Annotated in this window: 16 protein-coding genes; all 16 read right to left on the bottom strand. The window is 31.1% G+C overall.

Annotated elements, in window-relative coordinates; translation table 11 throughout:
* Complete coding sequence (locus tag KJA13_00745) at positions 1–486, bottom strand: hypothetical protein (protein ID MBZ9577555.1); 486 nt, start codon at positions 484–486, stop codon at positions 1–3.
* Positions 458–1,225 (bottom strand): transketolase, encoded by a 768-nt coding sequence (locus KJA13_00740; protein MBZ9577554.1) that lies wholly within the window; start codon positions 1,223–1,225, stop codon positions 458–460. Before KJA13_00740 ends, KJA13_00745 begins: the two co-directional genes overlap by 29 nt.
* The gene (locus KJA13_00735) at positions 1,222–1,815 is read right to left on the bottom strand and encodes a sugar transferase (protein ID MBZ9577553.1); all 594 of its coding nucleotides are present in this window, start codon (positions 1,813–1,815) and stop codon (positions 1,222–1,224) included. Before KJA13_00735 ends, KJA13_00740 begins: the two co-directional genes overlap by 4 nt.
* Positions 1,816–1,896: 81 nt before the next feature.
* Positions 1,897–2,682, bottom strand: a complete 786-nt coding sequence (locus tag KJA13_00730) for a class I SAM-dependent methyltransferase (protein MBZ9577552.1) — start codon at positions 2,680–2,682, stop codon at positions 1,897–1,899.
* Positions 2,683–3,678 (bottom strand): glycosyltransferase family 2 protein, encoded by a 996-nt coding sequence (locus KJA13_00725; protein ID MBZ9577551.1) that lies wholly within the window; start codon positions 3,676–3,678, stop codon positions 2,683–2,685. It lies immediately after the preceding gene.
* The gene (locus tag KJA13_00720) at positions 3,671–4,972 is read right to left on the bottom strand and encodes a hypothetical protein (GenBank protein MBZ9577550.1); all 1,302 of its coding nucleotides are present in this window, start codon (positions 4,970–4,972) and stop codon (positions 3,671–3,673) included. The genes KJA13_00725 and KJA13_00720 overlap by 8 nt, the downstream gene beginning before the upstream one ends.
* Entirely contained in the window at positions 4,969–5,964 is a 996-nt protein-coding gene (locus KJA13_00715; GenBank protein MBZ9577549.1) for a glycosyltransferase family 4 protein, read from the bottom strand. The genes KJA13_00720 and KJA13_00715 overlap by 4 nt, the downstream gene beginning before the upstream one ends.
* A gap of 13 nt (positions 5,965–5,977) precedes the next feature.
* Positions 5,978–6,757: a class I SAM-dependent methyltransferase gene (locus tag KJA13_00710; protein ID MBZ9577548.1), complete on the bottom strand. Its 780-nt coding sequence runs from the start codon at positions 6,755–6,757 to the stop codon at positions 5,978–5,980.
* A gap of 10 nt (positions 6,758–6,767) precedes the next feature.
* Positions 6,768–7,907: a glycosyltransferase gene (locus tag KJA13_00705; GenBank protein MBZ9577547.1), complete on the bottom strand. Its 1,140-nt coding sequence runs from the start codon at positions 7,905–7,907 to the stop codon at positions 6,768–6,770.
* A 5-nt stretch (positions 7,908–7,912) separates the two neighbouring features.
* Positions 7,913–8,863: a class I SAM-dependent methyltransferase gene (locus KJA13_00700; protein MBZ9577546.1), complete on the bottom strand. Its 951-nt coding sequence runs from the start codon at positions 8,861–8,863 to the stop codon at positions 7,913–7,915.
* Position 8,864: 1 nt separating this feature from the next.
* Positions 8,865–10,244, bottom strand: a complete 1,380-nt coding sequence (locus tag KJA13_00695; GenBank protein MBZ9577545.1) for a hypothetical protein — start codon at positions 10,242–10,244, stop codon at positions 8,865–8,867.
* 12 nt (positions 10,245–10,256) lie between these two features.
* Complete coding sequence (locus KJA13_00690) at positions 10,257–11,492, bottom strand: hypothetical protein (protein ID MBZ9577544.1); 1,236 nt, start codon at positions 11,490–11,492, stop codon at positions 10,257–10,259.
* 7 nt (positions 11,493–11,499) lie between these two features.
* The gene (locus tag KJA13_00685) at positions 11,500–12,093 is read right to left on the bottom strand and encodes a hypothetical protein (protein MBZ9577543.1); all 594 of its coding nucleotides are present in this window, start codon (positions 12,091–12,093) and stop codon (positions 11,500–11,502) included.
* A gap of 3 nt (positions 12,094–12,096) precedes the next feature.
* Positions 12,097–12,963 carry a glycosyltransferase family 2 protein gene (locus KJA13_00680; GenBank protein MBZ9577542.1) on the bottom strand — a complete coding sequence of 289 codons (867 nt, stop codon included), beginning with the start codon at positions 12,961–12,963 and terminating at the stop codon, positions 12,097–12,099.
* A complete protein-coding gene (locus KJA13_00675) occupies positions 12,960–13,979 on the bottom strand; it encodes a radical SAM protein (protein MBZ9577541.1) in 1,020 nt (339 codons plus the stop codon). Before KJA13_00675 ends, KJA13_00680 begins: the two co-directional genes overlap by 4 nt.
* Before the next feature lie 22 nt (positions 13,980–14,001).
* Positions 14,002–14,460 (bottom strand): YhcH/YjgK/YiaL family protein, encoded by a 459-nt coding sequence (locus KJA13_00670; GenBank protein MBZ9577540.1) that lies wholly within the window; start codon positions 14,458–14,460, stop codon positions 14,002–14,004.

The following is a 14,460-nucleotide window of genomic DNA, read 5'->3' as shown; positions in this document are numbered from 1 at the left end:
TTAAAGCCTTATGTAAGCTGGCCCTTCTTTTTTATAAGATTCTGAAAAAGCTTTTTCTGTCTCCTCCACGCTTTTTGGAACATAAACTTTCATATTGGGCAAAATTTCCATAATCTTAATATCTTCATCAAAATCAGGATTATGAGTAAAGCCAAGAAATTTATAATACTGAAATCCACCCACTCCAATTATCTTTACATCAAGATTATGATAGCAAACATCATTCCTTATTTGCTCATAGGGTCTCATTGTGCAAAAAGGGATAATCCCGTAAACATAAGGCTTCTTACCCATTAAAGCCAAGCCGGCAGCAATCCCAATATAGCTTTGTTCTATTATTCCGCAATTAATATATCTGCCTGGAAATTTTTTCTCAAAATCTTCAAACAAACTAAAACCGGTGTCATCATTAAGAAGCATGATTCTCTTATCCTTTTCTGCTAATTTTATTAATTCTTCAACGAAGATCTTTCTTAGCTCTTTCATAAAGTTCTTGAGTTAAATTATAATAATGCCACTCCATTTTATTTTCAGCAAATGAAATCCCCTTGCCTTTAATAGTATGGCAAATAATTATATGGGGTTTTCTTTCTACAGGCGGAATTTTTTCAAAAGCTTCTAATAAATCTTCGAAATTATGACCGTCTGCTTCAGAAACCACCCAGCCAAACGCCTCCCATTTATCTTTTAACGGCTCTAATTTTATTACTTCTTCTGTTTTACCAAATGCTTGCCACCAATTTCTATCTACAATCACCACCAAATTATCCAATTTATGATGAGCCGCAAATAAAGCGCTTTCCCAAGTGGTTCCGCAATCCATCTCGCCATCTGACATTAAGCAATAAACCTTTCCTTTGTTTTTATCCCGCTTCATTGCCAAAGTCATCCCGCAAGCCACAGGCAGCCCGTGTCCTAAACTTCCTGTGCTGAATTCTACCCCTGGCACTGTATGATGAACCAGCCCCCAGTATTCATGTCCTTTTTCATAATATTTTTCATACAATTCATCCCAATCAATAATTCCTTTTTCGGCTAAAACAGTATATAAAGCAGCAGCAGCATGACCCTTACTCAAAATGAATTTATCTTCTGGTTTCATTACTTTAAAGTAAAGAGCCACTATAATTTCAATACAAGACATACAGGAACCCAAATGACAAGCTTTGTGTTTATAAAGAAGATCTATTACTTTCCTTCTAATTTTTTTGGCTATTTCTTTCATTGAAATATTTTCAGTATTGTTTTAAAAATTATTTTAAAATCAAGCCAAGCCGATTGTTTTTCAACATATTCTATTTGTAGACGAATTTTTTCCGGCCTTATTTTTTCCATATAGGTTTTTTCCGGGTCAGGGCTTCCTTTTAGAATTTCTCCTTCGTGAAAATTCCACAAAGAGGCCAAATCAGTCATACCAGACCGAACAGACAAAATAATCTTTTTCTCTTCATTTGACATCATTTTAACATAAAATGGAACTTCTGGTCTGGGACCAACAAAGCTCATTTCTCCTTTTAAAACATTGATCAATTGAGGCAGTTCATCTAATTGAAATTTTTTAAGAAATTTGCCAATTTTGGTTAAACGAGGATCGTCTTCTGCAGTTGAAGGACCCCCTAACTTCTCAGCATCAGGAACCATTGTTCGAAATTTAAATATTTTAAATGGTTTTCCGTGTTTTCCGACTCTTGTGCCCCGAAAAAAAACAGGAGTCCCTGAATTAGTTTTTATTAAAACAGCAAGCAATCCCATTAACGGAGCTGTTATTATTATTCCCAAAAAAGAAAATATAATATCAAATAACCGCTTAATCATATATTTTTAATTTACCTCTTTTTTAGTTTAATTTCAAGTAAAAACAGAGGTCGGGCCTCTGTTAGTTATTTTGGTCTTGGTTTATTTTCTTGGTTCGGAAAAAATAAAAACTATTTTAAAGGAGTATCTTCGCAAAAATGGAAAAAGAAACAGTAAAAAGTGGTCTATTTTCTCAAGTAATTTTAGTAAAATTTTACCTCCGGGCAAATTTAAAAATGGAAAGGCAAGCCAGGAAACAAAATGGAAAAAATGTGTTTCTATTCTATTAAAATATTTTTCAGCTTGTCTTAAATCTTGAGTTTGAAAAATATGGGCAGCAGCCCATTCTGTCCGTTTATCAGTGATTTTATTAATTCTTCTCTTTAAATTAGTTAAAGGATTATGCCCTAAGGTTTCAATCCCAATTAAAAACCCTCCCGGTCTCAAAACCCTTGATATTTCTGGAAGAGCTTTTTTAAAATCCAAAGAAGAAAGAGTGCCGCCGTCAAAAATTATATCAAATGAATTGTCTGAAAAGTCTAAATTTTCACAGTCCATCATTAAAAATTCGGTTTTATTATCTATTCCCTCTTTCTTCGCTCTTTCTTTGGCAATTTGAAGCGAATATTTAGAAAGGTCAATCCCAACAACTTCAGCCCCATATTCAACCAGCCAAATAGAATGAATTCCATTCCCGCAGCCATAGTCTAAAATTTTTTTATTTTTACATTTGTCCCTTGAAAGCCCTTGCAAAAACTTATAGCTTTCTAACATAAAAGGGCTAAATCTTTCAAAATCAAGCATTTGGTTTTCTTCCTGAAAATTCCTTAACTGCTCTTTTGTTTTTTTGTCATAATATTCAATTTCTTTTTGTTTTCTCGGTTCCATCTATTTTTTGAATAATTTAATAAATCCTAAAATTGAACCTAAACCATATCCAATATGCCGAGTAGTAAAAACTAACGGCAAAGCAAAAAAATAGCTAATTTCTCTCTTCACTATAGCACTTTTAATAGAAAAATAAACAGCAGTTATGATATATAAACAAGTTATACCTAGAAAAATCCAAAAGAAAATAGAAAGGAAGATCCCAAGCAATCCTGTTACCACTAAACTTAAAACAAAAACTAAAGGGATATAGTGCCTTAAACTCAAAGGCATTTTTACAAACCTTAAAAGATAAACCGACCAAACTCCGTCCTTTAAATTATGGACAAAGAAACTCCAAAGTGTAGCTTTTGGATAATAGTAACTTTTAATGTCTGGGGCCAAAAGAATTTTACCCCCTGTTCTTTTTAGACGCAAATTAAACTCCATATCTTGAGATCTCACTAAGTTCTCATTAAAAAATCCTATTTTGTCAAAAACTTTTTTTCTATAACATCCCCCAAAAACTGTATCTACCAATCTCGGCTTTTCTGACCCAATTCTAAAATACGACGCACCGGCCCCAAATGGATGAGATAAGGAAAAAGCGATAGCTTTGGCTATAATTTTATTTTCTTTTGGAATGGTTTTTATTATTCCACCAACATTATCTACCCTATACTTTTCTAAATATTTTAGGCATTTTGAAATATAATCTCTAGAATAAATAGCATGAGCATCCATTCTGATAATAACTTCTCCCTTTGATTTTTTAACCCCAATATTTAAACCAGCAGGGGTAAATTTAGTTGGGTTATTTAAAAGTTTAACATAAGGGAAACGTTTAGAATAATTTTCAATAATCTCTTTAGTTTTATCTTCTGACATTCCATCAATAATTAAAACCTCCTGTTTATCTTTTGGGAAATCCTGGGCAATTATAGAATCCAAACATTTGCTTATGAATTTTTCTTCATTTCGGCAAGGAATAATAACGGAGACTAAGATGTTACTCATTGTATTTTTCTCTGTTAATACTAAGAACAGCCATAGTAATGCCGGCAAACATCCAATAAACTTCCGCAGACTTTACTACCATAAAAGGATCTGAGGCTAGCCCGCAAAAAAGCATAGATATTGTAGCAACAAAAAGCCCTGACGACATCCCTACTAAAAAACCTTCTCCGCTCTTTAAAAATGCTTTGAAGCTTTTTCTTAAAATATTAAAAATTAGCCAAAAAAACACAAAAAGACCTGTAATCCCCACCCAAGTAAAATAAAGCAAATATTGATTGTGGCCCTCTCTAATATACCCTTTCCCAAACCCAAAAAATGGCAATAATAAGTTTTTCTCTTCCATTATCTTTTTAAAAGTCGGAGCAATTGCTGAATCTATTCTTGATCTTCTAATCTCACTTAAAACAATCCCCGTGGAAGAAAACATTCTTATTATTCTATCCGAACCTGAAAAAGGATTAGGAATAACTAGAAAAATTCCAGCAAAAAAAAGAAGAATTAGGACAATTAGCAAAAACTGCTTGCAGTTTCTTTTTTTAAAAAATAATAAGAAGAGGAGGCTTAAAAAAGTAGCCAAAAGAAGACCCAAAAAAGATGTCCTAGAGCCGGAAGAAAAAACACCATAGCCGGGAGCTATAACTCCAAAAAACAAAAATACCTTCTTCAATTTTGAAATTTTTAATTTTGAAAAGTAATAAAGAAAAATATTAAGAAAAAAGATAAAAAGCAAAAGAAAAAACATTCCCCTGGGAAGAACCCCCGCTTCACAAAGAGCCGACGCCCCATAATTATCTCCCGGCGGATTAAGATGTGAAAAAAAATAGTAAAGATCTCCCGTTACTTTATTTGTAAGATTCTGATAAAGAATGTATAAGACATTAGCTCCCCCCAGAAACATCAAAATCTTTATCAAAGATTCTGCAACTTTTATTTTCTTTAAATGATAAAAAAAATAAAAATATAAAAAGAAATACTGAATTCCTTTAAAGAAATAAAAAAAGCCATTGGAGAAATTAAGCTTTCCCAAGAGAATACTAAGAACGGTGCTAAAAAACCCTATGCCAACCCAAATTAAAATAGGAAATAATAAAGGAGGTTTTTTTACTTTTTCTTTTCTTGAAATTAAAAAACTGGCTATCCAAATTACCCCTAAAATCACCATCAAAAAATCTTCCACTCTCAGCTCAATAGTTTTATCTCCTCCAAATGTCCCAGCCGGAAAACTAGGGCTTAAACCAATAGCCAAAACTAAAAGAATTAAAGGTAAAAGTTCAAGTAAGTTTCTTTTCGTCATAATATTTTTTTAATTAATTCCATCCATTCTTGTTCAAATTTTTCTAAATTAAATTCTTTAGCGAAATTGTAGCCATCTTTCCCCATTTTTTTTCTTATCTCGGGATGGTTTAATAAATACCTCACTTTTTCTCCTAAATTTTGACGGTTTTTACAAATTATCTGCTTGCCCCCTTCTAACAATTCCTTCATTCCGCCTAATCCCGATCCTATTACCGGCGTTTTACACAACATTGCTTCGTGAGCAGTTCTGCACCAACCTTCCTTAAATTTAGACATTGTTATTACTATAGAAGATGCCTTAAGAAGCCGAAGATAATCTTTATATTCTATATTTAAATTCACTGTTGGTATTTTAACCCTCCTTTCTCCCGAAGTAATCAGATAAACATCTAAATCTTTTAATGCTTTAAAAACCTCTATTGCTCCCTTTTCCTTTTGGCAGTTTCCGATATAAACTATTGGTTTTCCCTCAAGATTAAATCTTTTTTTAAACTCCAAAGCTTCTTGGTAGCTGACATTAAAATCAGCTAAATTAAAAGGATTATATATTTTATAAACATTAGAATATCCTCTATCTAAAAAGTGCTTTTTCCAATATTCAGAAACTGTTACAATTGTATCTGTTTTTTTTAAACTGTAATAAAAAAAAGTTTCAATTAAAAAAAAGAAGGGTTTTAAAATCAAAGAAAATACAGAATTATCAATATGGTGAATTATAGCCAACTTCTTGCCCTTAATTCTGCTTAGAGACGAAGCAAGGGCTAAATCTGAAAAAGAAGATATTATCCACAAATCTTTCTTGCCTTTTAACTTTATAAAATTTAAAAGCCACTCAAAGGGTTTTAAATATCTCCATTTAAGATATCTTGCTTCTAAGTTTTCAACTTCTATATCAAACTCTTCGGAAAGAACCTTTCTTACTTCTTCTCCATAAAGACTTCCTCCATATTTTTTTGAAGAAACCTGAACCCAATATATTTTTTTCCTCATATTTTAAGCAAAATTAAGGTTTTTGAAAATAAATTCCCATCTCGTTAATACTAATTAAATTTACTTCCAGATCTCTTTCTCCTAGAAATTCGTCCACCGCTTTTTTGCATCCTTCCCAAAAACCATAATCGTCTATAATAATATAGCCCCCAGGAATTACATTATCGTACAAATTCTCCAGACAACACTTAGTAGACTCATACCAATCACTGTCTAACCGAAGAATGGCAATAGGACCAATCTCTTTTTTGGCCTCCGGTAAGGTCTCTTGAAACCACCCCTTTCTAACTACTACATTTTTTCTATCTATTTTTAATATAGAAAAAAATATCTTTTCTACGTCATCCAGGGAGCAAGAACACAGGTTTGTCGGCACCAATCTCCCAGAATCTCTGTTTGAGGTGTACTCCTTAGCTGGAACTCCATCTTTATCGACTCCATCTTTTTTGGATGGCTCTGGCATCCCCTGAAAAGAATCAAATAACCAAACCTTCCGGTTAGATTTTGCCCTATCAACAACAAACCCCATAATCGCGGCACAACCACCTTTCCATACTCCACATTCAACAAATGCTCCTTTCACTTTTGATTTTTCAACTAATTCGGCAAGGAAATAAACATTAGCTAATCTAGAATAGTCAACCATTGTATAAGGATAAACTTTCTCAATTAAGACGAGCTTTTTAAAATTCAAATAATCCTTAAAAGGAATTTCTCTTATAAATTTAAATATTTTGTAAGCTTTTAATGTCGTCTTGCTTTTTTTAGCTAAATTCTTAATTAGTTCTATCATAATTTATTTTTTATTTCGTTAAAAATTCCCATTTTTTGATAATTTTATCAATATTAAAATCTTTTACTCTTTTTTGCGATTTTAATGCCAGATTGTTTGCTAAGTTTTTATCATTTAACATTTCAATTATTGCTTTACTTAATATTTCCTCGTTTTTTGTCGGAATTAGAATGCCGTATTCGGCCCGTTCAATATCCTCTGTCTGGCTTTCTATATTAGTATCCGGCGCTAAAATTTCTCTCGGTCCCGACTTGCAGTCTGTAGATATCACTGGAAGCCCACAAGTCATCGCCTCTAAAATTACGGTCGGCAATCCCTCCCAATGAGAAGATAGAATAAAAAGGTTCGACTTTGATAAAAATTTAAATGGGTTTTTCTGCCAACCTAAAATATAAACATCATTTTCCAAACCTAACTGTTGAATCAATTTTTTAAAATAAGATTTTAATTTACCTTCTCCTAAAATCACAAGCTTCAAATCCCCTATTTCTCTTTTAATCTCTTTAAACGCTTTAATTAAATGCCACTGACCTTTTTGCTCCCCCAATCTTCCTATATTAATTAAAACTGGATGATTGAAAATCTTCTGATGCTCTGGTTTTAAGAGTTCTTTTGAAAGCTTCCGGATATTATCTACATCAATTGGATTGTGGATTACTTTTATTTTTTCTTCTTGAACCCCAAAATTTCTTATAAAGTCATTTTTTATCCCTTTGGAAACAGCAATAATTTTTGCAGATCTATTAAATAACAATCTTACTAAAATTTTATACACTCTCCCCCAAAAAGTCTTATAACCTTCCGATAAAAAATTATCGCCTCTAATTATTGCTTTTCTGCCAATCAGAGCATTAAAAATATTAGGGGCATTCCCAAAGCTTATTATATAACTTGGTTTTTCTTTTTTAATTATTCTTTTAAAACGGAAAAAACCTGAAAAAAGATAATAAACCTTAGGAAAAAACTTCTTAGAAAACGGAATATTTAAAGAAACTAACTTGCCCTTATAAGGATAAGAAACTTTCTCTTCAAATAAAACAATAATTCTCTGGATATTCTCAGGAAAATTTAAAGTTAATTCGGAAACTACTCTTTCACCTCCTCCTTTAGCCAAGGTTTGAACCAAAAAAAGGATTTTTTTATCTTTCATTTTCTTCATTTTTTAAATTCAATTAATATAGTTCCATTTTCGTGTTTTGTCAATTTACTAAAAAACCATAAAAAAATAGCTGGGATTCCACCAATAAGATAGTCTTTTAGACTACCACCAAGGTGGACTAATTTTACCATCACCGACTTTTTGTTATTACCTTTTGATAACTCAGCGGTTTTATTTACTAATCCTGTTCTAAATTTTTCATTAATTACCGACATTAGATAACCGAACTGGTCTATATGCTCAACATAAGACATTCTAAAATTAATTTTTTTAAATAAATTTGAAATGGCTTCTCGATTCCACCTGGTTAAATGATGGGGAGGGAAATCCAAATGAGCTGAGTTGACCAGTAGTCTTTCTCTTTCCGGAGTACTCAAAATAATTTTGCCGCCTGGTTTCAGTATCTTCTTGGCATTTTGAATAAATTTTAAAGGATTATCTAAGTGTTCAATGACCTCAAAAAAAGTAATGATATCAAATTGAGGAATATCTTGCTTTTGAAAGAAATCATCAAAAGACATCGCATAGACATTTTTCAAATTAAAGTTTTTTTTGGCTATCTCGATGAAATTTTTATCAAAATCTACTCCCCACACCTCACAACCTCTCTTCTGAAGTTCAGCGATAAATTCACTTATGCCGCAACCAAGGTCTAAAACTTTTATATTTGGTGGAAGATTTTTATATAATTTCAGAAATTTCTTATGATAATCTCTATAAATTTTATACCTCAAAATGCCCCTAGCAGTGAAACCATCTTGTTTCTCGTACCAGTCGACTCCCGGATTTTTAAATGGCGTCCAAAATTGAATTTTACATAATTCACACTCAAATAGGGAAAACTTACCAGATTTACTCCGGTAATCTTTAACAAATTTAAATAGTTTTCCTTCTTGGCAAATTGGACAAATTTTAGGTGGTTGTTGAAATGGCATATTTAGTTGCATTTTATTCTTCAAAGTATTTATTTTTAGATTTATTAAACTTTTTGATCAATGATTGAACCACTAAGGGATAATCTATATTTTTTTTCAAAATACTCCCCTCATACATTGATTCTTTTAATGAAAACAAAAAGGCTTTAATCTTTTCTGGATTTACTCTTGTTTCTAATGCAAATTTGATCGCTTTATCTAAATTAAAAATATTATCAACATCTATAGTTATTCCTTTGCCTTTTAGATTCCAATTTCCCAAAACAATTACTGGTTTTGAATAATGAAGAGCTTCAAATCCAACTGTAGAATTAATAATAACAATAGCTTTTGATTTCTCTATAACCAAATGAGAATTGATTCTTGGATTCAAAAGAACAATACTGTTTTCTTTATTTAACCTTCTTTTATCTCTAACCGAAATAAGACTACCTGGATGTTCTTTAACATAAAGTTTATATCCAAAAGGTATCATTTTCGCTATATATAAAGCAAGTGACGCTTGATCGTAAAATTGAGGATTTCTGATGGTAATTTGTGAATCATCTGGAACATGTAAAGGGAAATAAATAAATTTTTCATCCTTTAAGTAATCCTGATAAAGAAAAACTGAAAAAAGTTTGTTAAAATTATCAATAATATACCATTTAAATTTTGTTCGAAGAGCAATTCTTAAATTTCTGAATTCACGATTTTTGACATAACCTAAAAATATCCTAAAAAATTCAATCAATGTTCTTTTTTTGAAAAAAAAGTATCGGAAAATACTTTTCTGACTGACAAAATCTTCTATATGTTTTTCAATTTCTCTCTTTTGGTTATCAGTTACTTCATCCCATGGAATATTTTTATATTCAGTTAAAGTATTCATCTCATCTGAATGTAGTAACATTTTATCAGGGAAAAAACTTTCTCCAAAATAAATAACTGGAATTCCTCTTTTTCGGGCAATCATATGCAGTACTCGTCTATGAATTTCTCCTCCTTGATTTTGAATCACACATTTTGGCTGTAGATTCATTAGTAATTTTTCCAATACCTCAAAACATATGATGGCCTTTTTTATAAGATAATTATCTTTCTCACCGCAATAGCATTTTTCAGTAAAAATAAAATTGTTTAAACTCGGAATGTTATATTTTTTCTCTATTTGGCTTGCCTTTTCTTCAATATTTTTGATTTTATTTAGTATCCTAATCAAATTGTTTAAATATAAACAATAAATTTGTTGATTTTTCAATTGCCTATATTCTTCGTAACAGCCTGTTAATACACAGCTTTGATAACCTTTTTTGTGAAATTCCTGCGCTAAATTATAATAAAAATTCTTTCTTCCTTGATACGAAGCGCCGACAATAAGAAAATCAATTTTTTGATATTTTATTTCTCTCATTGAAAATAGTCTTTATCTTCTATTCATAATAATCTCTTCTACTTTTTCTAAGAATAATCTAGCCAAATCAACTTTACCGTGATTTCCCCAGCAGATTCGATTTGTAACCGGGTCTTCTGGATTTGCGTTGGGTATAGAATTAAAATCAAATTCTTCGGCTGAAGAGATATATTTTACGCTTGAATTTTTCAAGGGGCTATGTTTGTCTTTATACTTTGGGATATGCGTACCCTCAATAGCCACCACTTTCTTACCGAGAATCATAGGTTCAAATATGGTTGAACAGTGGTCACTGCAAACAATAATATCTGCCCATTTTACCACTCTTGATCTATCACACTCCGAGCCGACGATTTTAACATTATTAAAGGTAGAGAACATTCTGAAATCAGTAATTGTGTCGCTTTTTCTGGGATGTTTTTTAATAATCATTGCCACATCGGGATTGTTAGACAAATTAATAATTATTTTTTCCATCTCTAACCAAGCATTTGTTGACGTATAATAACCTATAACGCCTGACTGGAGGAAAGCAATTTTAAATTTTCTATCATTTAAGAAAGATAGGGTATGACTATTAATACTATGAAGGTAATTTACGTAGGGAAAACTGGAAGACATATCGCCAAGAATGATTCTATCAGCCGAGATGGTTTTTATGTCTAAGTCGCTGCAAACAAAAACATAATAATTTTTATAATTATGACATTTGGGCTCTGAAAATGCTTGATGTAAGCCCCCCGCCGCTCCATGGGGAAAGATACAAGATGGTATTCCCATTTCAAAAGCCGCTTTTCTAAATACTTCGGGAACATAATCTGGCATAGGCTGAGAAGCATCTGTTAATAAAGCATCTGGATTTACTTCTTTTAATATTTTTTTTGTTATTTTTCTTTTTCTAAGTTCTTTATATTGTCTAAGCAAATATAAAAATGCCAATGGTACTAAAAATTTAAATAATTTTTTTCTTGATTTAAAAATCTCATCAGCAATAGAAAATTTTTCTTTATAGGAAAATTTTTTTAGGATAATCCCAATTATATCGTAATCGCATAAATCTTTTATTTTAAAGCCATGTTTTTTGAAAAGATGTTTTTGAAACTGATTTTGGATTTCATTAACAAAAAAAGGGGGCAAACTGCCTGTAAAAATAAAAGTTTGTTTAAATTTATCTTTTCCAGCGATAGCCAAAGCAACCACTCGCTCAAAATCAGCTTCTGCTCTTACCAAATATAAAAGTTTATACATTTCGATGTTAAATATAATTAGAAAAAAGAGTTTTTATATCATTCCATGATTTAATATAGATTATCAGGGGATGATTTTTTTTACTGTCTTGCTTACTACCAAGTTGCTTATTATCAAAAAGAAACACAGGAATTTTTAGTTTCCCTGCGAAATAAATAGCGATATTAAGATCATCTTCAATAATAAAACAAATTCTTTTTCGTAATCTTCTTATAAATTCTTTTTTCTTTTCCCCCTCCTGAAAAATTAATTTGTCGTATATTATTTTATTTTTTTTAAGCCAATATTGTGTATCTCTCTTTACCGGTTCAAAGGTAGGCCTGGTAGTTACTATCCATATTTTTTTATCTGATTTTTTTATTTCTTTAAGTGTATTTATCGCACCTTTTCTTACCGGAAGGTTGCGTTTTACTCCACAAGTTCTGTAATTATATTTTAACTTTTCATATTTCTCTTTTGTAAGAATAGACTTTAAACTATTAACATCTTTTTTATAAATTCCAGTGTGTTTATTTACCCATTCTAAAAAAGTTTTAGGATAGAAGTTTAAACAACCATCTAGATCGCAAAATATAATTGATTTCATATTTATTGTTTTCATTATTTATTTTTTTGTTTTCTTTCTATATGGCAAAAATATACCAATAATTAATCCGCAAAATACAAATGCCACCACTTTTATCAAATCCTTCATTTTTCCATGCTTACAGCAACGGAGAACGATATATATGTGTGTTTGCATCAGTTGCCGAATACTCCTTATTTTGCACTTTAAGGATGAATCAGCGCTATGTTTTTTTAGAAACCAAAAGATATTTCTAATGCGGTAATAATTATAAACAAAACCAAGCCTTGTGGTCGTCCCGCCCACCAAGTGGGCGAAGCTAACCGTAGGAACGAAAGCCGTTTTATAGTCGGCTTTTCTGAGCCGAATAATAAAATCTAAGTCCTCAAAAAACCTAAACAGAACTTCGTCCAATAAACCAATTTTTTTAAAAACCTCTTTTTTAACAACAAAACCACTTGTTGGTGTATTCATATCTACTCCAAACTTTCTATGATTTTCTCCTCCCCAAATTCTTTTGCCATCAAAATTAAAAACTTTAGACCCTACTAAACCTACTTTATTATCTTTATTAAAAGTTTTTACTACTTCTTCCAAATAATTCACAGAAAAATCTTTCGTATCATTATTGACAATAAATACATATTCGGCATTATTTTTTAAAGCTTCGCGTATTCCCAGATTTAATCCCTTGCAATACCCCAAATATTTTCCATTTTTAATAAGCGTTACATATGGAAATGTTTTTTTTAACATTTTTGGGGAATTATCTATTGAACCATCATCCACAACAAGAATATGATAGTTGGGATATGTTAATTGTCTTAACGACCGAAGACATTGTGATGTTAATGAGAATGCATTACGATTTCTCATAACGATAAAAACCAAGGGATAATCTTTCATTGTTTTTCTTTTTTTAGTTTAAATTCAATGTGATTTCCCAAACAACTCTTACAAAAAGATGGATATTTTCCTTTCGTTATATTACGTTGCAAATCGTTATTTTTCTTTAGGAAAATATCTTTTTTAAACGGGGTTTTCTTCAAGTTTCCAAAAGATATGCCTCTATCTATTTTATAACAGCAAGGAGCTAAATTTCCATCAACCTCTACAAGAACAGCTTGGTTAACCATACGACATGGCTGTGTAACAGGTTTGAACCATCCCGTTGATATTATCTTGACACCTTTAATTTTAATCTGTTTTTTCCGTTCTAAAAATTCTTTCTTCTCCTTAGAAGATAGACACAACACCGGATAACCAAAGTCGCTAAAAAGTCCGCAGGTTATCAACTTAGCGCCAATATCAGTTAATTTTTTAATTGTCTGATGAAAAGTATTGATATTTCCTTTACTTATGAGAATACCAAACTTAATCTTATCTGAATATTTATCAACTAAATATTTAATATTCTTGATTAGAAGCTCCACATCAGTAGATGGTCTTAATTTAGCAACTTCTTGGGGATCCAACGAGTCTACAGATATACTAAAATCGCTTAATCCTCTTTGAAATAATTCATCATAGATAATAGGATTATGAACCAAAGCATTTGTTGTAAACGTAATTCGCTTAAATTTACCACTCTTACGTGCATATTCAACCATTTCGGGTAAAGCAGGATTAATTGTTGGTTCTCCCATACCATGCAGTGTTAAATTATCAGCGCGTGGCAACTGATTTATATATATTTTAAAATCATCTAATGACATCTGTTTATTTTTACTAGGATAATCATGCGTAGTACGGTAGCAACCTTTACATTTTAGATTACAATAAGTTGTGGTTTCAATTAATACTAACTTAAAGGGAAGCCTTTTCCCTAAGTTGGTTCTTCTCAAATAATCACACATTTGGATATAGAAAACCTTAAATGGATCAGGGATAATTTTTTTTATCGTTTTTGGAATAAAATTCATATCTTATTTTTTTATTATATTTTTAAGGAGTTGTTTTAAAGATTAATTTCATAATCGGTTTGTCTAATTTTTGGTAAACGCAGCTGGGTTTATGGGGTTCGCCCGGGAAAAAGACAACAAAATTACTTTCTTTAGCAATAATCTCTGAGATATCACCAGAGGCAGTAAAAAGCTGAAAATCTTCTCGGTCTTTTTTATCTTCAATCTCTTCTTTTAAATTCTCTTTATTTGTAATTTGTATTTTTTCCACACCTTTGACTATAATTTGAACATCGGTGTATATTTTATGGGTTTCAAAGTTTCTTTCTTCTGCAAGTTTTGGGAAATAACGAAGCGCTTTAACAAAAAGATTTCTTCCTTTTATTTCAATTTCACTTTCTGATAAATCTAAAAGATTTTTGTCTTTAATAAAATCAACAATAAGGTCAAGGTTGGGTATTGATTTATATTTACTTAGATTATTTATGGTATCAAATATCAT

Source organism: Patescibacteria group bacterium (assembly GCA_020148045.1).
GTDB lineage: Bacteria > Patescibacteriota > Minisyncoccia > Minisyncoccales > GWA2-38-27 > JAHCRG01.
This window is presented reverse-complemented; position numbering and strand designations above follow the sequence as displayed.